The 24,169-nt window shown below is 75.2% G+C and carries 29 protein-coding genes, 1 tRNA gene and 1 pseudogene; 21 read left to right on the forward strand and 10 right to left on the reverse strand.

Annotation, left to right across the window (positions count from 1 at the left end):
- Positions 1–102: 102 nt before the first annotated feature.
- From GA0070614_RS19325 to GA0070614_RS19370, 11 genes are all read left to right on the forward strand, one after another.
- A complete protein-coding gene (locus GA0070614_RS19325) occupies positions 103–618 on the forward strand; it encodes a MaoC family dehydratase (protein WP_088977287.1) in 516 nt (171 codons plus the stop codon).
- 101 nt (positions 619–719) lie between these two features.
- Positions 720–1,208, forward strand: a complete 489-nt coding sequence (locus GA0070614_RS19330; RefSeq protein WP_088977288.1) for a hypothetical protein — start codon at positions 720–722, stop codon at positions 1,206–1,208.
- Between the two features lie 49 nt (positions 1,209–1,257).
- Entirely contained in the window at positions 1,258–1,881 is a 624-nt protein-coding gene (locus GA0070614_RS19335) for a TrmH family RNA methyltransferase (RefSeq protein WP_088979520.1), read from the forward strand.
- 152 nt (positions 1,882–2,033) lie between these two features.
- Positions 2,034–2,723, forward strand: a complete 690-nt coding sequence (locus GA0070614_RS19340) for a DUF6758 family protein (protein WP_331715089.1) — start codon at positions 2,034–2,036, stop codon at positions 2,721–2,723.
- 114 nt (positions 2,724–2,837) lie between these two features.
- The gene (locus tag GA0070614_RS30615) at positions 2,838–2,996 is read left to right on the forward strand and encodes a hypothetical protein (RefSeq protein ID WP_007455302.1); all 159 of its coding nucleotides are present in this window, start codon (positions 2,838–2,840) and stop codon (positions 2,994–2,996) included.
- 6 nt (positions 2,997–3,002) lie between these two features.
- On the forward strand, positions 3,003–3,869 hold the full coding sequence (locus GA0070614_RS19345; protein ID WP_088977290.1) for a PH domain-containing protein: 867 nt from the start codon (positions 3,003–3,005) through the stop codon (positions 3,867–3,869).
- 103 nt (positions 3,870–3,972) lie between these two features.
- Entirely contained in the window at positions 3,973–4,800 is an 828-nt protein-coding gene (locus GA0070614_RS31200) for a SigE family RNA polymerase sigma factor (RefSeq protein WP_231933333.1), read from the forward strand.
- Positions 4,801–4,847: 47 nt separating this feature from the next.
- Positions 4,848–6,026 carry a hypothetical protein gene (locus GA0070614_RS19355; RefSeq protein WP_231933334.1) on the forward strand — a complete coding sequence of 393 codons (1,179 nt, stop codon included), beginning with the start codon at positions 4,848–4,850 and terminating at the stop codon, positions 6,024–6,026.
- A 24-nt stretch (positions 6,027–6,050) separates the two neighbouring features.
- A complete protein-coding gene (locus GA0070614_RS19360; protein ID WP_088977292.1) occupies positions 6,051–6,911 on the forward strand; it encodes a PHP domain-containing protein in 861 nt (286 codons plus the stop codon).
- Positions 6,912–6,951: 40 nt separating this feature from the next.
- Positions 6,952–7,566, forward strand: a complete 615-nt coding sequence (locus GA0070614_RS19365; protein WP_088977293.1) for a MarC family protein — start codon at positions 6,952–6,954, stop codon at positions 7,564–7,566.
- A 96-nt stretch (positions 7,567–7,662) separates the two neighbouring features.
- On the forward strand, positions 7,663–8,499 hold the full coding sequence (locus GA0070614_RS19370) for a RecB family exonuclease (protein ID WP_088977294.1): 837 nt from the start codon (positions 7,663–7,665) through the stop codon (positions 8,497–8,499).
- A gap of 61 nt (positions 8,500–8,560) precedes the next feature.
- On the opposite strand, the gene GA0070614_RS19375 is transcribed toward GA0070614_RS19370, so the two are convergent.
- Together GA0070614_RS19375 and GA0070614_RS19380 are read right to left on the reverse strand one after the other, a co-directional pair.
- Complete coding sequence (locus GA0070614_RS19375) at positions 8,561–9,418, reverse strand: oxygenase MpaB family protein (RefSeq protein WP_088979521.1); 858 nt, start codon at positions 9,416–9,418, stop codon at positions 8,561–8,563.
- Positions 9,419–9,549: 131 nt separating this feature from the next.
- Positions 9,550–9,978 carry a Fur family transcriptional regulator gene (locus GA0070614_RS19380; RefSeq protein ID WP_088977295.1) on the reverse strand — a complete coding sequence of 143 codons (429 nt, stop codon included), beginning with the start codon at positions 9,976–9,978 and terminating at the stop codon, positions 9,550–9,552.
- 222 nt (positions 9,979–10,200) lie between these two features.
- On the opposite strand from GA0070614_RS19380, the gene GA0070614_RS19385 reads away from it, so the two are divergent.
- Positions 10,201–10,683, forward strand: coding sequence for a DUF2231 domain-containing protein (locus GA0070614_RS19385; RefSeq protein WP_088979522.1), 483 nt, complete (start codon positions 10,201–10,203; stop codon positions 10,681–10,683).
- Between the two features lie 114 nt (positions 10,684–10,797).
- On the opposite strand, the gene GA0070614_RS19390 is transcribed toward GA0070614_RS19385, so the two are convergent.
- Entirely contained in the window at positions 10,798–11,280 is a 483-nt protein-coding gene (locus GA0070614_RS19390; RefSeq protein ID WP_088977296.1) for a hypothetical protein, read from the reverse strand.
- A 144-nt stretch (positions 11,281–11,424) separates the two neighbouring features.
- Here GA0070614_RS19390 and GA0070614_RS30620 point away from each other — a divergent pair, with 144 nt between their 5' ends.
- Positions 11,425–11,595 carry a hypothetical protein gene (locus GA0070614_RS30620; RefSeq protein WP_172892465.1) on the forward strand — a complete coding sequence of 57 codons (171 nt, stop codon included), beginning with the start codon at positions 11,425–11,427 and terminating at the stop codon, positions 11,593–11,595.
- 65 nt (positions 11,596–11,660) lie between these two features.
- On the opposite strand, the gene GA0070614_RS19400 is transcribed toward GA0070614_RS30620, so the two are convergent.
- Positions 11,661–12,269, reverse strand: coding sequence for a flagellar biosynthesis protein FlgA (locus GA0070614_RS19400; RefSeq protein ID WP_088977298.1), 609 nt, complete (start codon positions 12,267–12,269; stop codon positions 11,661–11,663).
- A gap of 341 nt (positions 12,270–12,610) precedes the next feature.
- On the opposite strand from GA0070614_RS19400, the gene GA0070614_RS31205 reads away from it, so the two are divergent.
- Positions 12,611–12,790, forward strand: a complete 180-nt coding sequence (locus GA0070614_RS31205) for a hypothetical protein (protein WP_231933799.1) — start codon at positions 12,611–12,613, stop codon at positions 12,788–12,790.
- Positions 12,791–12,804: 14 nt separating this feature from the next.
- On the opposite strand, the pseudogene GA0070614_RS31550 reads toward GA0070614_RS31205, so the two are convergent.
- A pseudogene (locus GA0070614_RS31550) lies at positions 12,805–13,062 on the reverse strand (FmdB family zinc ribbon protein); the annotation flags it as partial.
- A complete protein-coding gene (locus GA0070614_RS19410; RefSeq protein WP_088977300.1) occupies positions 13,010–13,672 on the reverse strand; it encodes a 5-formyltetrahydrofolate cyclo-ligase in 663 nt (220 codons plus the stop codon). The gene GA0070614_RS19410 and the pseudogene GA0070614_RS31550, both read right to left, overlap by 53 nt.
- A gap of 84 nt (positions 13,673–13,756) precedes the next feature.
- On the opposite strand from GA0070614_RS19410, the gene GA0070614_RS19415 reads away from it, so the two are divergent.
- The 7 genes from GA0070614_RS19415 (at position 13,757) to GA0070614_RS19445 (ending at position 21,073) form a co-directional block, all read left to right on the forward strand.
- A complete protein-coding gene (locus GA0070614_RS19415; RefSeq protein WP_172892607.1) occupies positions 13,757–15,910 on the forward strand; it encodes a diguanylate cyclase in 2,154 nt (717 codons plus the stop codon).
- Positions 15,911–15,919: 9 nt separating this feature from the next.
- Entirely contained in the window at positions 15,920–16,915 is a 996-nt protein-coding gene (locus GA0070614_RS19420; protein WP_088977301.1) for a UTP--glucose-1-phosphate uridylyltransferase, read from the forward strand.
- Positions 16,912–18,207: a molybdopterin molybdotransferase MoeA gene (locus GA0070614_RS19425; protein ID WP_088977302.1), complete on the forward strand. Its 1,296-nt coding sequence runs from the start codon at positions 16,912–16,914 to the stop codon at positions 18,205–18,207. Before GA0070614_RS19420 ends, GA0070614_RS19425 begins: the two co-directional genes overlap by 4 nt.
- 97 nt (positions 18,208–18,304) lie before the next feature.
- A complete protein-coding gene (locus GA0070614_RS19430) occupies positions 18,305–18,913 on the forward strand; it encodes a GNAT family N-acetyltransferase (protein ID WP_088979524.1) in 609 nt (202 codons plus the stop codon).
- 177 nt (positions 18,914–19,090) lie between these two features.
- Positions 19,091–19,888, forward strand: a complete 798-nt coding sequence (sepX, locus tag GA0070614_RS19435) for a divisome protein SepX/GlpR (protein WP_172892466.1) — start codon at positions 19,091–19,093, stop codon at positions 19,886–19,888.
- Between the two features lie 251 nt (positions 19,889–20,139).
- Positions 20,140–20,213 (forward strand) — tRNA-Ala (locus GA0070614_RS19440).
- Between the two features lie 317 nt (positions 20,214–20,530).
- Complete coding sequence (locus tag GA0070614_RS19445; protein WP_157745045.1) at positions 20,531–21,073, forward strand: hypothetical protein; 543 nt, start codon at positions 20,531–20,533, stop codon at positions 21,071–21,073.
- Between the two features lie 62 nt (positions 21,074–21,135).
- Here the strand turns inward: GA0070614_RS19445 and GA0070614_RS19450 are convergent, their stop codons facing one another.
- From GA0070614_RS19450 to GA0070614_RS19465, 4 genes are all read right to left on the reverse strand, one after another.
- Positions 21,136–21,861: a GNAT family N-acetyltransferase gene (locus tag GA0070614_RS19450; RefSeq protein WP_157745046.1), complete on the reverse strand. Its 726-nt coding sequence runs from the start codon at positions 21,859–21,861 to the stop codon at positions 21,136–21,138.
- 37 nt (positions 21,862–21,898) lie between these two features.
- A complete protein-coding gene (locus GA0070614_RS19455; RefSeq protein WP_088977306.1) occupies positions 21,899–22,093 on the reverse strand; it encodes a CsbD family protein in 195 nt (64 codons plus the stop codon).
- Between the two features lie 99 nt (positions 22,094–22,192).
- Complete coding sequence (locus GA0070614_RS19460) at positions 22,193–22,801, reverse strand: dihydrofolate reductase family protein (protein ID WP_088977307.1); 609 nt, start codon at positions 22,799–22,801, stop codon at positions 22,193–22,195.
- A gap of 254 nt (positions 22,802–23,055) precedes the next feature.
- Positions 23,056–24,057 carry a DUF4352 domain-containing protein gene (locus GA0070614_RS19465; RefSeq protein WP_088977308.1) on the reverse strand — a complete coding sequence of 334 codons (1,002 nt, stop codon included), beginning with the start codon at positions 24,055–24,057 and terminating at the stop codon, positions 23,056–23,058.
- Positions 24,058–24,169: the final 112 nt, after the last annotated feature.

Raw genomic sequence — 24,169 nt, forward strand, 5'->3', positions numbered from 1 at the left:
CCCGGTGTGACATTTCCGCCCGGCCAGCGCCCCCGGTGCCTCCTTAACAAGCGGTAAGGCATGCTGTGGCGAACTCGTCGCCGCCCGTCGAAGGGGACCAGGATGCAGTTCGGCCGCTACTACGAGGAGTTCGAGGTCGGCGCGGTCTACCGGCACTGGCCGGGCAAGACCGTCACCGAGTACGACGACCACCTCTTCTGCCTGCTCACCATGAACCACCACCCGTTGCACATGGACGCCCACTACGCCGAGTCGGCGACCCACTTCAAGCGCAACGTCGTGGTCGGCAACTACATCTACTCGCTGCTCCTGGGCATGTCCGTGCCGGACGTCAGCGGCAAGGCGATCGCCAACCTGGAGGTCGAGTCGCTGCGGCACGTGGCCCCGACCTTCCACGGCGACACCATCTACGGCGAGACCACCGTGCTCGACAAGCGCGAGTCCGGCTCGAAGCCGGACCGGGGCGTCGTGTCGGTGGAGACCCGTGGCTACAACCAGGACGGCACCATGGTCTGCGTCTTCCGCCGCAAGGTGATGGTGCCCAAGAAGGAGTACGCCGTGGCGGCGGCGCCCGACGGCGTCGACCCGGAGCGGCCCAGCTTCCCCGAGCCCCGCTGAGCACGGCCCCACGCCCCACCCCGGGCCCCGTCCCCGCCGAACCGGCGGGGACGGGGCCCGGGCCGCTCCCGGCGGCTTATGCTGACGCCGGAGGTCTTCAGATGAGCCACTCCCTCGCCGGAGAGCCGCCCTCTGCCGGACGCCGTGCCGCACCGCTGACCACCGCCGTCTACTCCGCCGCCGAGTGGGACCTGCTGACCACCCTGCCCGGCCGGGTGCTCGTGGCCGCCGCCTCGCCCACCCCGGGCCGTCCGCCCCGTGGGGTGGCCGCCGGACTCGCCGGACTCGACGCGGTCGCCGCCGGCCGGGCCTTCGACAGCGATCTCGTCCGGGCCGTCGTCGCGGCGATCTACGCCCGGCACGACGGCGCGCCGGCCCCGGCCGACCGCCTCGCCGACCTGGTGGACCTGCTGGCCGCCTGCCGGGCGGCGGTACGGGTGCTGCGCCGGCGCGCCGACCCGGCCGACTCGGCCGCGTACCGGCAGTGGCTGGAGTCGGTGGCCGTGCGGGTGTGCCACGCCGACGACCTCACCGGCCCGGCCGACCGGCGCTTCCTCCACCGGCTCGGCGACGCCCTGGAACTGCGATGACGAGGGTGACGTCGGGCGGTCGCCCGAGGCTGCGTACCCTCTGGTGACCGTGACCGAGGACCAGCTCGACGTGGGGGTCGGCCCGTGGCCCGGCGACCTGCCGGACGACCCCCGGTACGACCCGGAACTGCTCGCCCACGGCGACCGGCGCAACGTGGTCGACCGCTACCGGTACTGGCGGCGGGAGGCCGTCGTCGCGGACCTCGACGAGCGCCGGCACGACTTCCACGTGGCGATCGAGAACTGGCAGCACGACTTCAACATCGGCACGGTGGTCCGCAACGCCAACGCCTTCCTCGCCGCCGAGGTGCACATCGTCGGGCTGCGCCGCTGGAACCGGCGGGGCGCCATGGTGACCGACCGCTACCAGCACGTCCGGCACCACCCGACGATCGAGGAGTTCGTGGACTGGGCGGCCGGGGCCGGCCTGCCGGTGGTGGGCATCGACAACCTGCCGGGCTCCCGGCCGTTGGAGACCACCACCCTGCCCCGGCGCTGCGTGCTCCTGTTCGGCCAGGAGGGGCCGGGCCTCTCCGACCCGGCCCGCGCCGCCTGCGACCAGCTCTTCTCGATCGCCCAGTACGGCTCGACCCGGTCGATCAACGCCGGGGTGGCCAGCGGTATCGCCATGCACGCCTGGATCCGCGCCCACGCCGGCCCGCCGCCGGCCTGAGGGACGCGCGTCACCGCCCGGGGTGACGGGCGTCACCCTCCGTGCCGGCCCGATCGTCCACTCGGTTGGGAGTGGTCCCGTGGGCGGTGGAAACGGCTGCTCCGCTTGACGGCGCCCGGCGCCGGGGTGACGGTGGGGTGGTGAGTGTCGTGGTGAGTTGTCCCAGATGCGGCGGGCCGGTGCGGTCTCCGGACCTCATGCACGCCGAGTCCCGCTGCGTGCGGTGCGGGCCGGTCGCGCCGCTGCACGTGCCCGAGCACATCGACGGTCAGATCGTGGCGAGCGTGGTCGACCGGGTCGCCGCCGACGGGGCGGCGGAGCGGCCGGGCGTACCGCTGTGGTGCCCGTGGCCGCTGCCGCCGGGCTGGACGGTGACCGGGGTCGCCTGGGCCGGTGACGACGCGACCGGGGTGCGGGCCACCGCGGTCGCCTGCGCCGGGCCGGCGCCGCTCGGCGGTGGGCCGGCCGACCTGGTCCTGGTGGCCGAGGAGCCGGGCGTCGGGCTGGGCACCCGCTTCGCCGGAGTGTCCGGAACGGACCCGGGGCCGGAACTCGCCGAGGCGCTGACCGGGCCGGGGGCGGGGCTGGGCCACCCGGAGCACGTCGAGCCCGCCCGGATCAAGGTGGCCGGGCATCCGACTCCACTGTGGCTCGTGGATTCGGCCACGGATCGAAGCGCGTACGCCGGCGAGGCTCGGGGAATGTGGCTCCATGCGATAGCCTGGCCGGCGAGCGCGGGTCACCTCCTCGCGGAAGATGTCGTCCTGCACGACCTCACCGAGTGGACTCCGCCCGAGCTCGTGTACGGCGCACCGTCCCCGTACCTGCACGGCAAGGCGTGACCCTGCCGGGCTTGTCGGGGAACGGACGCAGATATTCACTGTACGACACCAGACTGATACTCTGGGTGCCGCTGCGGTAATCGGACCCGGCGCCGCGCGAGAGGATGGCCCGCTATGGTCAAGAAGGTCCTCACCTGGGCCGGCATCGCGTTCTTGATCTTCTTTGTCGCGTACCGGCCCAACTCCGCCGCAGACGTCTTCAAGTCGCTCGGCGGCGGCATCATGGACATCGCCCAGGGCTTCGGCGACTTCTTCACCAGCCTGGTCGCCTAACCGTCGATGGGCAGCCCCTCCGGACCCCCCTTCGACCCCGACGACCCGGACCGGGAGCGTCGGGAGCGGGACACCGAACCGATCCCGAGGTACCGGCCCGACGACGCGCCGAACCCCGGGCCGGGTCCGGGCATGTCGGACGGTCCGTTCCTCTCCGACGACGTCGGCTACGGCGTCGGCCCCGGCTATCCGGGAGAGGGGCGCTCCGGGCGGGCCTGGGTGGGTGATCCCGACCAGCCGCCCACCATCTCCGAAGAGGAACTGGCCGGCCTGCGCGCCGACGCGCAGGGCATGGCGCCCCGCCGGGTGCTGCCGCTGGAGGACGAGCCCAGCTCGCTGGTGGCCCGCTACCTCTTCCCCACCGAGCGGTACCGGGGCGAGTGGAAGCGGCACTGGGTCCACCTCACCACACCGATCATCGTGGGCATCGCCGCGACCTTCGTGCTCGGCTACCTATCCGGCTTCCTCGCCGGCCAGGACGTCGGCGCCCTCACCACCATCGCGGTGCTGCTCTGGTTCGCGGTGATGGGCTGGGTGGCCTGGAAGGTCGCCGACTGGTGGTACGACCGCTTCATCCTGACCAACAAGCGGGTCATGGTGGTCAACGGCATCATCACCCGGAAGGTGGCCATGATGCCGCTGACCCGGGTCACCGACATGAAGTACGAGCAGTCCCCGACCGGCCGCGCGCTCAACTACGGCACCTTCGTGCTGGAGTCCGCCGGCCAGGAGCAGGCGCTGCGCGAGATCAAGAACCTGCCCAACCCGAACGAGCTCTACCTGCGCGTCGTCGAGGAGATGTACGAGCCGCAGGCGGTCGAGGCGCGGCTGGGCAAGGAGGCCGACGAGGCGAAGGCCGACGACGGCGCCTGAAGGTTTTCGTCCGTCCGTCGGAGCAACTGCGAACCAATCGCCGTCGACCCCGCCGCCGCGGTCATGGCACCCTGCCAGGGACGACAGGGCACGGAGGTGAGCGGTGGGCGAGCGGGACCCGCTGGAGGAGGAGTTCCGCGAGTTCGTCGCGGCCCGCTCCGGCGCCCTGCTGCGCACCGCGTACCTGCTGGCCGGGGACTGGGCCACCGCCGAGGACCTGCTCCAGACCGCGCTCACCAAGACGTACCTGGCCTGGAAGCGGCTCGGCGGGATCGAGGCCGTCGAGCCGTACGCCCGGCGGGTCATGGTCAACACCTCCACCAGCTGGTGGAGGCGGCGCTGGCACGGTGAACGCCCCACCGAGGTGCTGCCCGAGCGGGCCGGCGTCGACGAGATCGCCCAGCAGCTAGACCGGGACGTGCTCTGGCGGCACCTGAGCGCGCTGCCCGCCCGGCAACGGGCGGTGCTGGTGCTCCGCTACTACGAGGACATGTCCGAGGCGCAGACCGCCGCCCTGCTGGAGATCTCGCCGGGCACGGTGAAGAGCCAGACCTCCCGGGCCCTGGCCACACTGCGCCGCCGGCTCGGCGAGGAGGCGGCCCTGGAACTGCCGGACGAGCGGCGGACGAGCGCCCCGGCCCCGGCCCCGGCTGCCCGCCCAGCCCGGGTGCGGCCCGGCACGCCGGCCGAACCCCCGCCGCCGCAGCGGTCGGGCCGCCCGGCCGCCCTCGACCCGCACGCCCACGACGGTGGCCGCCCGCCCGCGCCGGTCCCGGTGGACGCCGACGGCCGCACGTCGCCGCCGGTCCCGGTCCACAGCGGGCGGAGCACACCGACCCCGGTGCCGGCCCGCGGCGGGCAGCCCGCCGGGGCGCCGACGGTCGGAGCCGGCCGGACCCGGACGGCCACGGTCGGCGGGGAGGCACGATGACCGCCCGGGCCGACAACCGGACCGGCGGTCCGGAGCGTTCCACAGCTGTGACGCGCGACGACCTGGAAGGTGCGCTGCGGGAGACCCTGTCCCGCCGGGTCGCCGCGCCCCCACCACTGGCCGTCGACCCGGCGGGGCTGGCGATCCGGCAGGGCCGGCGCATCCGACGCCGGCGCATGCTGACCGGGGTCGGCCTCGCCATGGTCGCCACCTCGGCGCTCACCGCCGGGATGGCTCAGCTCAGCGACCACCCCGGCCGGGTCAGCACCCCCGTGGTGGTGCTCGGCGGTCCGACCGTCGCCGCCTCGTCCTGGCCGGTCGCCCCGGCACCCGACTCCCCACCGGCCGACGGCCAGGCGGAACTCGTCGTCGGCGGCGCCCTGCTCACCGCCGACGGCAAACGGCACGACCTGGGGCTCGGCCCGGTCGAGCGGGCCCAGCGACTGCCCGAGCGCGGCGGCTGGCTGGTGGTCTCCGCCCGCACGCCCGGCGGCCGCACCCTGTGGGTCGTACCCCCGGGCGAGTCGCCGCAGGTGCTGCTGGCCGGCGCGGAGGAGATCGCCCTGACCGCCGACGGGCGGCGGGTGGGCTGGCGCGACGGCGACGGCCTCTACGTGGCCGGCCTCGTCGGCCGGCAACTCGTCGCCGCCACCGGCACCACCGGCGTGGCCGACGCGGTGCCGGTCCGCTTCGTCGGCGACCGCCTGCTGGTGCGCGCCCGCGACGGCGGTCACCTGCTCTGGCAGCCGGGCGCGGGGCCGCTGCCCGCCGCCGACCGGGACGTCCTCGACGTCTACGGCGTGCGGCCCGACGGCCGGCTCGCCGCCCGGGTGCCCGCCGCCGACTCCCGCCGGTCCTGCCTGGCCCTGCTCGACCCGGCGACGCTGGAGCCGGCCCGTACCGGCTGCGGGGCCGCCCCGACCGGCGACGGCCTCGGCGCGGTCTCCGCCGACGGCCGCTGGCTGCTGGTCAACGGCTCCGGGGGCACGGGTGGCGCCCTGCTGGTGGACCTGACCAGTCCGGGCCTCACCGCGCGGGCCGCCGGTCCGGCCGTCAGCGGCGCGGTGGCGTGGAGCGGCTCGACCGTCGCCACCTACGTCGACCGGGGCGGGGTGCTGGCCCGGGTCCGCCCCGACCGGACGCTGGCCGGGGAGTGGGCCTCCTCGACCCGGCTCAGCGGCGTCACCGCCGGGGACCGTCCGGTCGTGGTCACCGGCGGCTCCTGAGCGGCCGGACGGTAGCGTCGGGGCGTGACCCCGGCGATCGACCTGCACGCCCACTCCACCGCCAGCGACGGCACGCTGACCCCGGCCGAGCTGGTGCGGGCCGCCGCCGACGCCGGCCTGGACGTCGTCGCGATCACCGACCACGACACCACCGGCGGTTGGGACGCCGCCGTGCGCGCCCTCCCGCCCGGCCTCACCCTGATCCGCGGGGCGGAGATCTCCTGCCGGTGGCACGGCGTCGAGCCGGCGGTGCCGCTGCACCTGCTGGCGTACCTCTTCGACCCCGGCCATCCCGAGTTGGTCGACGAGCTGGCCCGGGTCCGGGCCGCCCGGGAGGTGCGCGGCGAGCGGATCGTCCGGCTGCTCCAGGCCGACGGGATCGACATCAGCTGGTCGGAGATCATCACCGCCGCCGGGGGCGGCACGGTCGGCCGCCCGCACATCGCGGCGGCGCTGATCCGGGCCGGCCTGGTCGCCAGCACCACCGAGGCGTTCGGGCCGGACTGGCTCGGCGAGCGGTACCGGCTACCGAAGGACGACATCGACGTCTTCCGGGCGGTCGAGCTGGTCCGGGCCGCCGGCGGCGTACCGGTGTTCGCCCATCCCCGGGCGACCCGGCGGGGACGGATCGTGCCGGACGAGCTGATCGTCGCGCTGGCCGACGCCGGGCTGGCCGGCCTGGAGGCCGACCACGAGGACCACTCACCGGCCGAGGCCGCGCACGTACGGGGCCTCGCCGCCGAACTGGGCCTGCTGGTCACCGGCTCGTCGGACTTCCACGGCACGCACAAGAGCGTCCGGCTCGGCGCGCACACCACCGCCGTCGAGGCGTACGAGAGGATCGTCGCGCAGGCGCGCGGGGTGACGCCGGTCGCTTCCGGCTGATCCGCGTTTCCGCCCTCAGCGGCGCGGCTACCGTTACCCGGTGGATCTCAAGCTCTTCGGCGAGGTCTTCGTGACCCTGCTGGTCATCGTCGACCCGCCGGGCATGATGCCGATCTTCCTCGCCCTGACCGGCCCGCTGCCGGCCCGTGACCGCCACCGGGCCGCCTGGCAGGCCGTCGCGCTGGCGCTCGGCGTCATCGTGATCTTCGCGGTGGCGGGCCAGACCCTTCTCGACTACCTGCACGTGGACCTGCCCGCATTGCAGGCGGCCGGCGGGCTGCTGCTGGTGCTGGTCGCGTTGGAGCTGCTCACCGGCAAGGCGGACGACCCCAGCCAGCAGGTCACCTCGAACATCGCCCTGGTGCCGCTGGGCACCCCGCTGCTGGCCGGGCCCGGCGCGATCGTGGCGACCATGCTCTTCGTGCAGCAGGCCGACGGCGCGGGGCAGTTCTCCGCCATCGCCGCCGCGATCGTCGCGGTGATGCTGGCGGTCTGGATCGTGCTGCGCTTCTCCGGCGGGATCGTCAAGGTCCTGCGCCCCGGCGGCATCGAGGTGCTGACCCGCATCGCCGGCCTGCTGCTGGCCGCCATCGCCGTGCAGCTCATCGCCGACGCGGTCGCCGCCTTCGTCACCCAGTACGCCAACATGTCGTAGCGGGTTGTCGGGTTGTCGTACGCGGGTGGCAGGATCGGTGCCGTGCGAGCGCCCCGTCCCCGGTCCGGTCAACCCGAACAGCTCGGCTTCGAGGGCATGCCGGAGCGGCTCTTCGTCTGCACCCCCAGCAAGCTCGGGGCGTACGAGGACTGTCCGCGCCGCTACCGCTACTCCTACGTCGACCGTCCCGCCCCGCCCAAGGGGCCGCCGTGGGCGCACAACTCCCTCGGCGCCAGCGTCCACACCGCCCTGAAGAACTGGTACGCCCTCACCCCCGACCGGCGACGCCCCGAGGCCCTCGCCGGCCTGCTCAAGGGCACCTGGGTGCGCGAGGGCTACCGGGACGACGAGCAGGAGCGCCAGGCGTACCGGCGGGCGCTCGGCTGGCTGGAGGCGTACGTCGAGACGCTGGAGCCCGGCGTCGACCCGCTCGGCGTCGAGCGGGTGGTCGCGGTGAAGACGGCGGTGCTGGCCTTCAACGGCCGCGCCGACCGGATCGACTCCCGCCCCGGCCCGGACGGGCCGGAGCTGGTCATCGTCGACTACAAGACCGGCCGCAGCGGGCTCGACGCCGACGACGCGCGCGGCTCGCAGGCGCTGGCGCTCTACGCGTACGCCGCCGAGCGGACGTTCCGCCGGCCGTGCCGCCGGGTGGAACTGCACCACCTGCCCACCGGCACGGTCGCCGCGCACGAGCACACCGCCGACTCCCTGGCCCGGCAGCTCACCCGCGCCGAGGAGACCGCCCGCGACATCATGGCCGCCGAACGCGCGGTCACCGACGGCGGCGACCCCGACGAGGCGTTCCCGACCGTCGCCGGTCCGCGCTGCGGCTGGTGCGACTACCGCCGGGTCTGCCCGACGGGCGCGCAGGTTCCGGCGAGGGAGCCGTGGGCGGCCATGGACCGCCCGGCCGCGCCGACCGGCGACTGAATCCGGCGGTCCGGCCCGGGCCGGACCCCGCGTCGGGGCGTGGCCGAAGCCGGCCGAGCGGTCAGCCGACCGTGGTGGTGAGGCGGGCGGCCCGCTCCTTGGCCGCCTGCTGCATCGGCCCCTCCCGCCACGTGCGCGGCAGCGCGGCCAGCGCCAGCCGCAGCGCGCGGACGCCCAGGTCGGCGGAGAGCGCGGTGGTGGGCAGCCCCAGGCCGCCGTACAACCGCAGCGCCCAGGGCGGCAGCAGCCCGAGCGCGGTGCCGGCGACGCCGAGGTACGCCCAGCGCGGCGGCCCCAGGCTCACCCCGAGCCGGGCCGGCAGGCTCAGCTTCCACGGGATCGGCGGCGCGGTCAGGAACAGGGCGGTCTCGGCCGCCTCCTTCGTCATCCGCAGCTCCGGCCGGACGGCCCGGTAGTAGTCGGCCACCTCGGCGGCGCTGCCCGGCACGTCGGCGGGGTCGAGCCCCACCAGCGCGGCGGCCCGCCGCTGCTCGTCGTAGTAGCCGTCCACCTCGGCGTCGGTCAACGACAGTCCGGCCCGGCGGGCGGTGCTGACGAACGACTCCACCTCGGTGACGTGCACCCAGCGCAGCAGGTCCGGCTCGTCGATGCGGAACACCTCGCCGGTGGCCGGGTCGGTGGCGCGCATCCGGGCGTGCAGGGCGCGCAGTCGCCGGCCGGCCGCCTCCGCCTCGGCCGTGGTGCCGTAGATGACGGTGCCGACGTAGGTGGCGGTGCGGACCAGCCGGCCCCAGGCGTCCGCGCGGTAGTTGCTGTTCTGCGCCACCCCGGCCATCGCCCGGGGATGCAGCGCCTGGAGGTAGAGCGAGCGCAGGCCGGCGACGATCAGGACCGGTTCGTCGTGCACCTTCCACGTGACCGATCCGGGACCGAAGAGGCCGAGGTCGTCGGAGTCCACCGCCCAAGAGTGCCACGCGGTCCGGGCGGCCACCGTCGGGTCGGACGTCGACGGAGCGCCGGCGGTGGTCGGGGTCGGCCGTCGCCGCAGCGCCGGGCCCGGTGTCCGGCTGGTGTCGGCCGGACCGGCCCTCAGACGTCGGCGGAGCGTCGGGCCTGGCAGGTGGGGCAGAGGCCCCAGAAGGTCACTTCCGCCTCGTCGACCTCGAAGCCGTGCGCGGTGTTCGGGTCGAGGCAGGGGGCGCCGCCGACGGCGCAGTCGACGTCGGCGATGTGCCCGCAGCCGCGGCACACCACGTGGTGGTGGTTGTCGCCGGTCCGCGCCTCGTACCGGGCGGGGCTGCCCGCCGGCTCGATCCGCCGGGCCAGGTCGGCGCGGGACAGCGCGCCGAGGACGTCGTACACGGCCTGGGTGGAGACCGAGTCGAGGCGCTCCCGCACCCGGCGGGTGATCTCGTCGACCTCCAGGTGCCCACCGGCGGCCAGCACGTCCAGCACGGCGAGCCGCGGCCGGGTGACCCGCAGGCCCCTCGACCGGAGCAGTTCCTCGCCACTGGACATGCAGCAATGACAGCACGCCGGTCAGGGGGCGACAAGGGAACCCGGGGGCACGTGGCCCCGGACACAGCGCAGGTGGCGGCGCGGTCCGGGCATGATCCGGCGCGCCGTCCGTGGCGCTGAACCGACGCGCCGCGCGTCGCGTGTACCCGATCGTCAGTGCCGTGGAGGTATGGATGGTCGTACGCTTCTGCGGCGGGTCCGCGTCGATCGTCGGAGGTGTCGGTGTTCAAGGAGATCAACGGTCTACCCGGGCACATCCTGGTGATCCATGCGGCGGTGGTGTTCGTCCCGCTGCTGGCGCTGCTCGCCTCCGCGTACGGGCTGGTGCCGCGTTGGCGGCCCCGGCTGGGCTGGGCGGTGGCGATCCTCGCCGTGGTGACCCCGGTGATCACGTGGGTGGCGACCGAGTCCGGCGAGGCGTTCGAGGAGTTCCTGAAGGGCAAGGGCTACCCGCCGGAGCTGCTCGCCAAGATCGAGGAGCATTCCGGGTACGGCGACCGGACCCTCTGGGTCACCCTCGGGCTGGCCGTGGCGGCGCTCCTGCTGCTGGCGCTGACCAGTGGCCGGGTCCGTGCGCCGCGCCTGCCCTCCTGGGTCACCTGGCTGCTCACCGGGGTGATCGTGGTGCTCTCCGGGTTCGCGCTGGTCTACGTCTACCTGACCGGTGACACGGGCGCGGCGTCGGTCTGGGGCAACACGCTCTGAGCCTCGGGCCCCGGGCACCCCGGCTGCCACACGCTGACCCGGCTCCCGGGCGTCGGTTCGGTACTGCGCCGTGAGCGGCGTCGGTTCAGTGCTGCGCCCGGGAGCGGCGTCGGTTCAGAACAGCGCCCGGGAGCACAGCAGGCAGAGCAGGGCCAGCAGCACCGCGCCGGCCACCGCGCCGACGACGTAGGTGAGCCGCTGGGCCTGCTGCTCCGACGCGTCCATCGCCTCCATGTCCTGCGGCGGCAGGGTGCGCGGCGGGGTGGCCTGCAGGTGCACCGGTGGCCGCCAGCCGGGCGGCGGCGGCGTGGTCGGCGGCGGCCCGGCGTAGCCGGGCCCGGACGGCGGGGCGGGCGGGGGTGTCGCCGCCGCCGGCGGTACGTCCGTCGGGGCCGCCCAGGGCGACGGCGAGACGGGCGCGGCCGGCGGCCTACCCAGCCCCGGGCCGCCCGTGCCACCGCCCCCCGGGCCGTCCGTGGTCGTACCCGGGCCACCGGGTCCCGGCGGCGGGGTCGGGGCGGGGGACGTCGGCCGGGCGTCCTCGGACGGCCGTCGCCAGTAGTCGTCCTCGTGGCTGGCACCGCTGGGCGTCGTCACGCCGTCCGACGCTACCAACGCCACGGACATCCCACTCCCCGACGCGCGCCACCGCCCCGCCACCCCGGACGCGACCGGGTCGCCGGTGTTCCGCGCGTGCCGGTGTACGCGGTCCGGGCCCTGGCTGAGCTAGTCTTGCCGCTCGTGAGCACCCTGGAACCGGGCGTACGCGACGACGACCGCCCCGTCGACCTCAGTGAGGACTTCGTGGTGCTGCCCGAGCAGACGGTCGACGACACCGACCACGGCTGGGGTGAGCGCGGCGGCGGCAACGACGACTGGCTGCTCGCCGAGCGCCCCCCGCACTGGGACTGACCCACCTCGGCCCCGGGCCGACCCCCGGAACGGCGTGACCTCCGGGTCGGCGCGCCCGCGCCGGCTCAGCCCCGGACGACGACCGTGAAGCGGCTCCCCTCCGGCTGGCCCACCGTGCGCCGCGCCTGGTCCGGCCCGAGGGCCAGGTAGAGCGCCGACGAGCCGTCCGCGCTGTCGCCGCCCACCACGTCCAGCACCAGCGCCGCCGACGCCAGCGGCACCGCCTCGACCCCGCCGGCCGGTACGACCAGCAGGTCGACCCGCGCGCCGGGCCGGAGCACGGCGAGCGCCGCCGGCTCCGCCAACCGCACCGGTACGCCCACCGACCCGCTCGGCAGCGGCAGGGCACCCGGCCGCCCACCACCGACCCGGGTGCCGCCGGCCGCCGGCCCTTCCGTCGGCGCGCCGACGGCCGAGCGCCCACCCCCGGGCGCCGCGCCGGCCGGCCGCCCGTCCGGCTCCGTCGCGGCGACGCCCGACGGCCGGTCGGGAGCGGTGGCCGACGGGCCGGGCGCGGCCGGCCCCGGACCGGGGCAGCTCTCCCCGCTGTCCAGCACGAGCACGGCGAGCCCGAGCAGGGCGGCGACCAGACCGGCGCGCAGCAGCGTGCCGCCCGTGGGCAGGCGCGGCCGGCGTACCGGCCCCAGCGCGCCACCCGTCCGACCGCCGGCCACGCCACCACCTCCGCCCCCGCCCGTCGGCGACGCCACCGCGACCCGTGTCGGCCGTCGCCGTCCACGGATGCGGACGCTAGGCCGACGGCAGGGGACGGTGGGCACCCGGAGACCGAACCTGTGGACAACCGGCGGCCCTGTGGACAACTCCCGTCGGCGCGGGGGATGTGCTACCCGCTGTCCGGTTCGGCGCAGCACACCGCCGACGGACCCGCTCGGTGCGGGCGGCCGACCGTGGGTCGGGCGACCGGGCACCGGGGCCCGGCGGCGTACGACGAGAGCCCCCGCGGCCCGGAGGCGGCGAGGGCTCTCGGTGCGGCGACGATCAGGAGGAGCTGGACGTGCTGGCGGCCGGCGTCTTGGCCGCCCCGCCGTTCGAGGAACCCGAGGCGCTGGTCGACGACGTGCTCGACGACGACGTCGAGGAGTCCGAGGAGGTGCTGCTCTCGGTCTTCGCCGGCTTGGCGGCGGTGCTGCCGCTGGTGGTCTCCGAGCCGGAGGAGCGGGAGTCGGTGCGGTAGAAGCCGGAGCCCTTGAACACGATGCCGACCGAGTTGAAGACCTTGCGCAGCCGCCCCTCACACGTGGGGCACTCGGTCAGCGGGTCGTCAGAGAAGGACTGCACCGCCTCGAGCTGGTGGCCGCACGCGGTGCAGGCGTACTGGTACGTGGGCACGTTCTCCTCCGGATCTGGCACGGCCGGTTGGCACTCGACGTCTTCGAGTGCCAATGGTGCGTCATCACCCCCGGATTCGTCCAGCGGACGTGTGGCGATCGACACCGGGCGCGTCACCCAGCGTACGCAGGCCGCCCGAAGGGGTTATCACGGCGCGGACCGGACGGTCGTGGGGCTGGGCGGGCAGCACGTCGACGAACTCCCCGTCGTGCAGCAGCGCCACGGTCAGCGTCGAGGCCGGCACCCGGGCCAGCGCCCGGTCGTACGAGCCGCCGCCCCGGCCCAGCCGCAGGCCCCGCCGGTCCACCGCCAGCGCCGGCACCACCACCAGCTCCGCCTCGCCGACCGCCGCGCGTCCCAGCCGGGGGCCGTCGGGCTCGCGCATGCCCCGTCCGGCGGCCACCAGCGCGTCCGGCCCGGCGTACCCGGCCCAGTCCAGGTCCAGGTCGTCGCGGAGCACCGGCAGCAGCAGCTCGCCCCCGGCGGGCAGCGCGTCGCGCAGCGCCGCCGGCAGGTCCGGTCCGCCCGGCTCGGAGCCCACCGGCACGTACGCGGTCATCCGGCGCGGGCGCAGCCGGCGTACCAGATCGACCAGCTCGGCCAGGACGGACGCCGCGGCCCCGGCCCGCTGGTCGGCGGTGAGCGCCCGGCGGGCGGCGAGCAGCGCGACGCGGATGTCCCGCTTCGCCTCGGGTGCCGAATGCGCTTCATCAGAAAAATCCGCCACGCAACACTCCTGACGCAACGTTTGTCTACCGGTCGCTCTGTGTCAGCATCGCAGGAACGGGCCGGGGACATCCGGGGGGAAGCGTTGACGCTACGCGGGCGGTTGACGGCGGCCTTCCTCGCGGTGGTGCTCGGCCCGGTGCTGGTCGGCGCGGTCTTCGTCGGCACCACCCTGACGGCCGTCGACCGCAGCCGCTCCGCCGACCGCCTCGGGCTCGCCGCGTCCACCGTCCGCGCCTCGGTCGACGCCCTCTGCCAGCAGTTGCGCGCCGCCGCCGACGCGGTGGCGCTGCGCGTCGACCCGGCCGCCCGGGCCGGGGCCGCCGGGCAGGTGGTCAGCCGGGGGCTCGCCGCCGCCGTGCTGGTCACCGACGGCACCGGCGCCACCACCTACGTCACTCCCGGCGCCCCGCCGACGCCCTGGCAGGACTGCTCCGGCAGCCGGGCCGCGCCCGGGCCGGTGCGCGCGCTCAGCGCCCGGGTGGACCTGCGCGACCCGGCCGGCGCGGCGCTCGGCACCGTCGCCGCCGCCCAGGTCGTCGACCCGGCGTTCGTGGCCCGGCTGGCCGCCGCGACCGGCGTCGCGGTCACCCTGCTCGACGGCGACGCCGACCGGGTCACCTTCACCACCGAGGCCGACGGCGTACGCGAGACCGTGCTGGCCGCCACCGGCGAACAGGTCACCGAGACCCCCGACGGCCGGTACGCGCGGCGGCTCGGCCCGTCCCCCGGGCAGCCGCTGCCGCTGGTGCTCTCCGTCTCCGGCGAGCAGCCGGCCGGGTTGCCCGCCGTCCTGCTCGGCGCGGTGCTGCTCGCCGTGGTGCTGGCGGTGCTGGCGGCCTGGCGGCTGGCCCGGGTGACCACCCGGCCGTTGGTCGAGCTGGCCGGCGCGGTGGACCGGGTCGCCCACGGCGACCTGACCGCCCGGGTGCCGGTGCGCAGCCGCGACGAGATCGGCCGGCTGGCCGACGCGTTCAACCGGATGACCCGGGAGACCGCCAGCTACGTGACCGCCCTGACCAGCAGCCGCGACCAGCTGCGCGGGCACCTCGCGGTGCTCGGTGACACCCTGGCCAGCACCCACGACCTGCAACGCATCCTGCGGGTGATCCTGCACAGCGCCGTCGCGGCCACCGGGGCCCGGGCCGGCGCGGTGCTGCTGCTCGACGGCGGCGACGTGCTGGTGGGGCGGTGCGCCGAAGGGCTGGAGGGCCGGCTGCCGGACGGGCAGCTGCGGGTGCCGGTCGGGGCCGGGGTGATCGGGTCGGTGGCGGCCACCGGGGAGGCCCGGCGGGGGCGGGTGGACCCGCAGACCGCGCCGGTGGGGGAGCCGCCCTGCGAGACGTACGTGGCGGTGCCCTTCGCCGCGCCCACCGCCGGTGATCCCGCCGGCCGTGACCCGGCGGTGGGGGTGCTGGCCCTCTACGACCGCCTCGGCGGCGCGGAGTTCGACGACGACGACCTGGCCACCCTGCGCACCTTCGCCGGGCACGCGGCGGTGGCGGTGGAGAACGTCCGGGTGCACGAGGAGGCGCAACGGCTCTCCCTCACCGACCCGCTGACCGGGCTGTGGAACTACCGCTACCTGCGGGAGTCGCTGCGCCGGGAGGTGGAGCGCGCCAACCGGTTCGGCCGGATGCTGAGCATCCTCGCCCTCGACCTGGACCGGTTCAAGCGGGTCAACGACACGTACGGCCACGCGGCCGGGGACGCCGTGCTGGCCGAGTTCGCCCGGCGGGTACGCGGCGAGATCCGCGAGGTCGACCTGGCGTTCCGGCAGGGCGGCGAGGAGTTCGTGCTGCTGCTGCCGGAGACCGACGCGCGCGGCGCGGCGATCGTCGCCGAGCGGCTCGGCTCGGCCGTCCGGGACACCCCGATCACCGTGGCCGACCAGCTCTCCATCCCGGTGACCGTCTCCATCGGCATCGCCGTCTACCCGGACCACGCCAGCACCGGGCAGGAGGTGCTCGACGCCGCCGACGAGGCGCTCTACGCGGCCAAGGCCGCCGGGCGCGACGGCTACCGGGTCACCGGGCAGCGCGCCGACACCCCGACGGCGGAGATCCCCGTCCCGGCCGGGGCGGTCAGCCCGGAGGACGGGCTGCCCCGCGCCGGCCCGCCGGCGGCCGGCGGCCGGCACGCCGCGGGCGCGTCCCGGCCCGCCCCGGGTGTGACGCAGCCGGCTACGGGCGGCGCGTCTTCCGGTCCTCAACCGCCGAGACAGAGCCGTGGCCGATAGTCTCGCGACATGTCGGAGCACTCAGCGAACCCCTCAACGGCCGCCGCAACCGGTCGTCCCCACGCCGTCAAGGCCGTCATTCCGGCCGCCGGCCTGGCCACCCGGTTCCTGCCGGCCACCAAGGCGGTCCCCAAGGAGCTGCTGCCGGTCGTCGACCGGCCGGTGCTGCAGTACATCGTCGAGGAGGCCACCCAGGCCGGGATCACCGACGTGCTGCTGATCACCGGGCGCGGCAAGACGGCCATGGTGGACCACTTCGACCGCCGTCCCGACCTGGAGGAGCGGCTCGCCAAGAAGCCCGACCTGCTGGCCGCCGTCAAGCGGACCGAGGAACTGGCCGCGATCCACACCTGCCGCCAGCCCGAACAGCTCGGTCTCGGCCACGCCGTCGGGTTCGCCGAGTCGCACGTCGGCGACGCGCCCTTCGCGGTGCTGCTCGGCGACGAGTTCGTCAAGCCGTCCGAGCCGCTGCTGCCGGCCATGCTGGAGCTGCAGGCCCGCACCGGCGGCGTGGTGCTGGCCTTCTTCGAGGTCGACCCGGCCGAGACCAGCCGGTACGGCATCGCCTCCGTCGAGCCCGCCGAGTCCGAGCTGACCGACGTCGGCGAGGTCGTCAAGGTGACCGGCATGGTGGAGAAGCCCGACCCGAAGGACGCGCCGAGCAACCTCGCCGTGCTCGGCCGGTACGTGCTGCCGGGGCGGATCTTCGACGCGATCCGGCGCACCGAGCCGGGCAGCGGCGGCGAGATCCAGCTGACCGACGCCATGGAGCTGCTGCGCCACGAGGGCGTGCCGGTGCACGCGATCGTCTACCGTGGCACCCGCTACGACACCGGCATGCCGCTGGGCTACCTCCAGACGGTCGTGCAGATCGCCGCCGAGCGCGAGGACCTCGGCGCCGAGTTCCGCAAGTGGCTCGCCGAGTTCGTCAACAAGGGCGACGAGACAGTCACCGCGGCGATCATCAACGGGATGCGCGACGCGTCGGGCGGTCCTAGTACATGACCGCGACGGCCGACGCCGAGGCGGCCGCGAACGAGTTGACGCCGCTCGCCGACTACCTGGGCAGCGTGCTGCGCAGGTTGCGCGCGCTGCCTCCGCTCGACCTCGACCTCACCCAGGCGTACGGCAACGTCCTCGCCGAGGACGTCGTGGCGCCGCACTCGTTCCCCGCCTTCGACCAGGCTGCGGTCGACGGGTACGCGGCACGCTGGGAGGACCTCGTCGGCTACGGCCCGGTCCCCTCCGGGGGGCCGGGCGGCCGCACCGTGCGGTTGAACGTGGTCGGCGACCTGGGGGCGGCGAGCTGGCGGCCGGTCCGGCTCACCCCGGGCTCGTGCTTCTCCGTGGCCGCCGGGGCCCCGCTGCCCGTCGCCGCGGACGTGGTCGTCCCGGTGGAGTGGACCGACCAGGGCATGGCCGCGGTGGAGATCTTCCGCACCCCCAAGCGGGGGTACGGCGTGCGCCGCGCCGGTGAGGAACTGCCCGCCGGCACCCTGCTCGCCCGCGCCGGCACGTACGTCTCACCGGCGCTGGTCGCCGTCCTCGCCGCCACCGGGATCGGGCACGTGGTGGTCCGGCCCAGCCCCCGGGTGGTCATCGTGGCCACCGGCGACGAACTGGTGGACGTGGGCCGGGGCAGCCAGCCCGGTCAGGTGGTGGACGCCAACTCGCACGCGTTGACCGCCGCCGCGGCCGAGGTGGGCGCGCTGGCGTACCGGGTGGGCATCTGCGACGACGACCCGGAGGGGCTGCGCGGCCTGTTGGAGGACCAGACCCTGCGGGCCGACCTGATCATCACCACCGGCGGCACCGGCACCGGCCCCGGCGACATGGTCCGCCGGATCCTGTCCAGGAGGGAGGGTGGCCGCGCCGGGCCGGTCACCTTCACCGAGGTGGCGCTCTATCCCGGCACCGCGCTCGGATTCGGTACGGTCGGCGCCGAGGAGGTGCCGGTGGTCTGTCTGCCCGGTGAGCCCGGCGCGGCGCTGATCGGCTTCGAGGTGCTGGCCCGTCCGGCGATCAACCTGCTGGCCGGGGCGGAGCCGGTGTTCCGGCCGAGTGTCCGGGCGCACCTGCTGGAGACGATCACCTCGCCCGGCGGGCTGCGCGAGTTCCGCCCCGCGCACGTGGCCGAGCGGCGCGGCGGCGGCTACACCGTCCAGCCGCTGCCCGGTGGGCCGTTCACCCTCTCCGGCCTGGCCGAGGCGAACGGGCTGATGGTGCTGGGGGAGCGGGTCACCAGCGCGGCGGCCGGCTCCACGGTGGACGTGCTCCTGCTGGACCGGCGCCGGTGAGCCGGTCCGGTCGGCCCGTCCGCCGGTGGCCGTCGCCGTCCACAAGGGAGAGGCCGGCCCGGTGAGGTGGTTCGCGCGGGCGCCCGGCTGGCCGGCGGTGCTGGTCGACGGGCCGGTGGTGCTGCGGCCGTACCGGCGCTCGGACGCGGTGGCCTGGTCCGAGGTGCGCCGCGCCAACCGGGCCTGGCTGGCGCCCTGGGAGTCGCACCTGCCGGGCGGCTGGAACGAGACCAACTCGCCGGCCGCGTTCCGCTACGTCCACGCCGACCAGCGGCGGTCGGCCCGTACCGGCGAGGGGATGCCCTTCGCGGTCTGCCTGCGCGAGGACGGCCGGGACCGGCTGGTCGGGCACCTCAACGTGGGCAGCATCGTGCGGCGCGCGTTCTGCTCCGGGTACGTCGGATACTGGGTGGACGCCCGGGTGGCCGGTCGCGGCATCATCCCCACCGCGATGGCGCTCGCGGTGGACCACGCCTTCGGACCAGGAGGGCTGCACCGGGTCGAGGTGAACATCCGGCCGGAGAACAGACCCTCCCGGCGGGTGGTGGAGAAGCTCGGCTTCCGTGAGGAGGCGTACCACGTGCGCTACATGCACATCGACGGTGCGTGGCGTGACCACATCGGATACGCGATGACCAGTGAGGAAGTGGCCGCCGAAGGTGGACTGTTGGCGCGGTGGCACCGGATCCGCGCCGCCGCGGGGTGAGCCGTCCCACGGCCGGGATCGGCGCGGCGCGCCGGCAGGACCGTTGACAGCCCGTAACCTCAAGTAACTGCAAGCTGTGGCAAGCACTGCCCGACCGTACGATCTGCGCCGTGGACGACCATCCGGGGAAGATCCTGCGGTGGCCCGGTGGTTGCCCCGAATTCGGTGACGGGAGGGGTGAGGGTGCCGACCTCGGTGCTCCTCGCCGTCCTCGCCGCCGCCGGCCTGCTCGCCCTCGCGCCGGCGCTGGTCCGCCGGTACGACGCCACAGAGCGGCTGGTGGCGGAGCGGGCGCAGTCGACGGCGCGGGTGCTCCAGCGCCGCCGACGGCGTCGTACTGTCCCCGGTCGGCGGCCGGTCAACCCGTCCCGCGCCCTTGTCGTCACACTCAGTGAGAACGCGAACACGGGCGGTCTGGCCGCGCCGGTCTCCGCGCCGCCCGCCCCGGCCCGCCGCAAGGGGCGGCTGCGCGCCGTGCCGCCCCCGCCGAAGCGGGCCCGCCGCCGGCCGCCGCCCCGCCGGCACCACACCCCCGCCGTCTACCGGCGCCGCCGGGTGCTCGCCGCGCTGGTGCTGCTCAACACCGTCGAACTGGTCGGCGTGATCGTGGTCGGCCCCGGATTCTGGATCAGCGTCTCGGTCACCGGCATGCTGCTCGTGGCGTACGTCGTCCACCTGCGGGCGCGGGCGGTGGCCGAGCGCCGCCGGCGGCGGCTGCGGGCCCGCGAGGCCGCCTGGCTGGCCGCCCGGCAGGCCGAGGTGCGGCGGGAGCAGGCCCGTCGGGCGGCGGCCCGCCGGGAGGCGCAGCGCCGCCTGGCGGCCCAGCGCGAGGCGGTACGGCGTACCGCCATGGGCCTGGACCGCTCCGGCGACCTGCCGGCGGCGGCCAGCGGCGGCGGTTCGGTGATGTACCGGCGCTCCGGCGGCCTGCGCGGCCGCCCCTACTCCTCCGGCCGAGGCCCCCACTCCGCCTGACGGCCACCCGGGTAGTGATCGATTCCGCCCGACCGCCACCCGCGTTGATCAACTTCGTGCCGGCGATGTGGCGGTGTCGACGCTCCCCGGATGCCGCGACATCCCCGAAACGGCGCGCCCGCTCCGGGTCGCCAGGCCCAAGATCGCGCCGTGCCGGGGGGTGATTGGCCGGGTGGGCGGTGGACCTGTTAGCCTTGTCGCCGGCCCGCCTGGTGCAAGCCAGGTGGGACCGAAGCCGGTTCGCCGGCGGAGGGGTTGTGGCGCAGTCCGGTAGCGCACCTCGTTCGCATCGAGGGGGTCAGGGGTTCGAATCCCCTCAACTCCACCCAAGGTCAAAGGCCGTTTCCGCTCGTCGGAGACGGCCTTTGTCGATCCTGTACAGCAGCTCGCAGGACTGGTCGTCGAGCCGGGTGGTGAGGGTGACGACCAGGCCGTTGTCGGGCCAGACCTGGCCGGCGTGCCCCTGGTGTCGATCTACCCGGCGGGAGCGCAGGGCCGTGTACCTCCAGCGGGCCCGGATCCGTCGAAGACGGTTGCGGGATCGAGCACGGGTCGACGGTGGTCGGTGTGGTCGTCGGGAGCAGCCGGACCGGACCACGATGCGGGCCGTCCCGGTTGCGCCGGGCGTGGATCATGGGCGCCATGTCCGATGTCATCGCCGTCGCGCTGATCGCGTCACTGTCGACCCTGCTCGGGGCGGGCCTCAGCGGATTCATGGGGCTGCGCATCGCCCGCCAGCAGATCGGCGGTCAGGTGGCGGACGCTCGCGAGGCGCGATCGGCGCAGCGGCGAGCCACGAGGGACGCGCTCCGGCGGGACGCCTACGTGCGGTTCCTGTCCGCCTGCGACCACGCCTACCGCCAGTTGGACCAGCGGTGGCGCGAATCCGAGAGCCAGGCGCCGGCGGCCGGCTACGACGACGTGTACGCGGCCGTCCGAGCGGTCGACGAGGCGTACAACCTGATCCTGCTCGAAGGTCCTGCGGCCGTCGCGACGGCGGGCGCGCGGGTGGTGGAGAGCGTCAACGCCGAGAACGCGACACTCCGGCAGCTCGTGAACGCCGCACCCGCGACCGGGGTGCCGCCCGTCGCTCGGCACACGGCGGAGAGGCGCGAGCTGATCGGCGCCCGGATCGAGACCCGGGACGCGTTCGTCGACGCCGCACGGGCCGCCCTGGCGGACTGAGGATGATCGGGCAATCGGCCGGCCACTGCGCGGCCTGCCACGAGCGGCAGCACCGCGTACACCTATCCGCGCAGCGCCAGGTGGTACGTGCGCAGCGCGTCCTCACCGTCCGGCGAGGGCTGCTGCGGTCCGGCCTCCCAGCCCAACCGCTCGTAGAACCCGGCCGCCCCCAACGGGCCGGTAGAGGTCTGCAACTCGGCCCGCTGGGCACCCGCGTCCCGGGCGTGCTCGACGAAGCGCATCGCCAGCCGTACCCCGATGCCGCTCCCACGCCAGTCCGGGTGCACCGCCAGCGCGCTCATGACGGCAACCTGTCCGGTCCGGGCCGGCGCTGCCGGACCGCGTCCGCTCGCTCCCTGCCGTTGGGTGGACAGCCGGCGGGTCCACGGACGCAGCCGCGAGCGCACCAGGCGGGCGGCCACCCGGGGCCGGACGCACAGCGCGGTGAGCCCGGTGACCGCGAGCGCCGCCATCGCGCGCCGGTCCGCCGCCAGCGCCGTGGTGTGGGCGGCGTGGTCGGTGGTGCCGACCAGGAACCCGACGATCTCTCCCGGCGCGGCCGGGTCGACGACGACGTAACCGAGGCCGTGCGGCGAGTCGAGGTACGTGCGGTGCCAACGCCGGACGAACCGTGCGCCGAGCGACGGGAACAGTCCCACGGGCAGGAGATCGACGTGGGCGCGGGACATGACGGGCAGGTCCGCGTGCGTCGCCGCCCGCAGGACGGGGGCGCCCGGCTCCGGGCTCGGCGTCGACGTGGGGACACCGGTGTCCGGAGGGCCGCTCACGGTCCTCCTGGGTAGGAATCGCATGCCGTCACCCGGGTCAGCTGGTGAAGTCGTCCCTCGCGTCCCCTGCGTCCTCCTGGACGTGCTCCCCGGGCTGCCTGCCCCGGATCTCGTCGCGCCGCATCACCTGTTCCGCCTCGGCCCGCTCGTCCCGGGTCATGTCACCCAGCCGGGCGCGGGCGGGCCCGGCGACCTGTTCGACCTGCTCGCTCGGCCGCTCGATGGAGCTCATGTCGCCTCCCTGCCGGTTCGGGCGGGCAGCAGCGCGGCCCGCCTCCGCTGCTCGGGTCCCCGTCACCGTGCGGAGGAAACCTGCCCCGGGTCCGACCAGTCAGTCCAGTGCGAGCGAGCCGAGGGGGATCTCACCGGCGGGCAGGTAGGTGCCCCGCATCACCCCGGTGTCGAACACCTGGCTGTCGACCAGCGTCAGCCCGGCCGGGACGGTGCCGTCGGCGAACAGCCGCTTGCCCGTCCCGACGACGACCGGGAAGGTCCACAGCCGGTACTCGTCGACGAGGCCGGCCCGGATCAGCGTCTGGGCCAGGTCGCCGCTGCCGTGCACCTGGAGGTCCGGCCCGTCGCCCTGCTTGAGCGCGGCGACGCCCTCGGCGGCGTCGCCCTCGATCAGCACGGACCGGTGCCACCCCAGGTGCGGACGGCCGCGCGAGGCGACGTACTTCGTCGCGTCGTTCAACGGCTTGGCGCTCTCGTCGGTGACCCGGGGCCAGTGGGCGGCGAAGAGGTCGTACGTCCGGCGGCCGAGGACGAGGTCGAAGGGCCGGCTCAACGCCCGCCCCATGGCCTCGCCCATCCGGTCGTCCCAGTAGTTCACCGACCAGCCGCCGTACGCGAAGCCGCCGTCGGTGTCCTCCCGTGGGGTACCGGGGGCCTGCAGGACCCCGTCGAGGGTCAGGTAGCTCTGCACGATCAGCCTTCTCATGGCAGGTCCTCTCGGTCGGTCCCGTCGCGGGGGGACACGACGGGAGGCGGGCCGGTGCGTGGATCCGTGCGGGAGTGCCGGGCGCGTAGGGCGGCGGCCTCCATGGCGATCCCAGGCTAGGCGACCGAACCGACGACGGGCGGTCCACGAGGATCCGCCATCGTGCTCTCCACAGTGGAGTTGGCGGGCGGGTCGACCGACAGGAACGGGCCGGCCCCCGAGCGGGGGGCCGGCCCGTCACACGAGCGCAGGGGTCACGGCTTCCAGGAGCCGGCGGCCTCGAACCGGTGCTCGTACTCGACGACGCCGTTCTTGTCCTTGACGTCGAAGACCACCGCGCCGGAGCGCTTGCTGCCGGCCCGGATGCCGCTGCCGGAGTCCAGCATGTCGCCGCCGCAGCCGGAGAGGGCGGCGGCCAGGCCGTTGCTGGTGGTGCCGTCCTCGGCCACCCACTGGAAGTAGAACGGGTTGATCGACGCCTTGCCCTTGGTCACCGTCGCGGTCACGTCGGCGATCAGGTACAGGCCCTTGGACGGGGCCGGGGCGAACGAGCGGCAGCCCTTGGTGGAGGTGGAGAACTTGCGGATGGTGATCTCCAGGGTGCCCTCGTCGTCCTCGATGACCAGGGTGTCACCGGCCTTCATGTTGAAGGTCTCGCCGTCGGCCGGGCTGGACGCCGACGGCTTCGTGCCGGGCAGGTCCGGCAGCGAGGTCGTGCCCGGCGTCGGCAGCGAGCGCTCGATCTCCTCCGCCTTGTCGGCGGCCTTCTTGCCCCCGACGGCCAGCGCCGCGATGCCGCCGCCGCAGCAGAGCAGGAGCAGCACCGCGACCACGATGCCGATGATGAGCCACGGCTTCTTCTTCGCGCCGGACGTCATCGGCGGGCCGAGCGGCGCGCCGGGCGGCGGCGGGTAGCCGGGACCGGACACCGGCGGGTAGCCGCCCCCGGAGACCGGGTGCGGTGCGCCGGAGACCGGCGGGTACGGCGCCCCCGACACCGGCGGCATCGAGGCGTTCGGGTCGTAGGCCGGGTACGGCGAGCCCGACACGGGCGGCGGGGCGTACGGCGAGCCGGAAACCGGCGGCTGCGGGGTGGTCGGATCGACCGGCGCGTACGGGTTCTGCGGCGGGCCGGAGACCGGGGGCGGCGCGGCGGTCGGGTCGGCGGGGTACTGGGGCACCGGCGCCGTGGGGAACGGGTCCACCGGCGGCTGGTTGGGGTCCTGCGGCCCGTAGGGGGGCTGGGGCTGGCTCACCGTACTCCTCGGCGCTTCGAATCAGGCTTGATGAAACTCCCCGACGCTAGTCGGTACGGTCAACCCGGAATCGTCTCGGGTCCGGCCCCGCCGTTCGGTTCGCCGGTCGGGG

It is taken from the genome of Micromonospora coxensis (assembly GCF_900090295.1).
GTDB lineage: Bacteria > Actinomycetota > Actinomycetes > Mycobacteriales > Micromonosporaceae > Micromonospora > Micromonospora coxensis.

Bases quoted from the DNA above. Each gene is read 5' to 3' on its own strand.
- GA0070614_RS19325 (WP_088977287.1), top strand. From the start codon at position 103: ATGCAGTTCGGCCGCTACTACGAGGAGTTCGAGGTCGGCGCGGTCTAC.
- GA0070614_RS19330 (WP_088977288.1), top strand. From the start codon at position 720: ATGAGCCACTCCCTCGCCGGAGAGCCGCCCTCTGCCGGACGCCGTGCC.
- GA0070614_RS30615 (WP_007455302.1), top strand. From the start codon at position 2,838: ATGGTCAAGAAGGTCCTCACCTGGGCCGGCATCGCGTTCTTGATCTTC.
- GA0070614_RS19345 (WP_088977290.1), top strand. From the start codon at position 3,003: ATGGGCAGCCCCTCCGGACCCCCCTTCGACCCCGACGACCCGGACCGG.
- GA0070614_RS19370 (WP_088977294.1), top strand. From the start codon at position 7,663: ATGCCGGAGCGGCTCTTCGTCTGCACCCCCAGCAAGCTCGGGGCGTAC.
- GA0070614_RS19380 (WP_088977295.1), bottom strand. From the start codon at position 9,978: ATGTCCAGTGGCGAGGAACTGCTCCGGTCGAGGGGCCTGCGGGTCACC.
- GA0070614_RS19420 (WP_088977301.1), top strand. From the start codon at position 15,920: ATGTCGGAGCACTCAGCGAACCCCTCAACGGCCGCCGCAACCGGTCGT.
- GA0070614_RS19425 (WP_088977302.1), top strand. From the start codon at position 16,912: ATGACCGCGACGGCCGACGCCGAGGCGGCCGCGAACGAGTTGACGCCG.
- GA0070614_RS19445 (WP_157745045.1), top strand. From the start codon at position 20,531: ATGTCCGATGTCATCGCCGTCGCGCTGATCGCGTCACTGTCGACCCTG.
- GA0070614_RS19455 (WP_088977306.1), bottom strand. From the start codon at position 22,093: ATGAGCTCCATCGAGCGGCCGAGCGAGCAGGTCGAACAGGTCGCCGGG.
- GA0070614_RS19460 (WP_088977307.1), bottom strand. From the start codon at position 22,801: ATGAGAAGGCTGATCGTGCAGAGCTACCTGACCCTCGACGGGGTCCTG.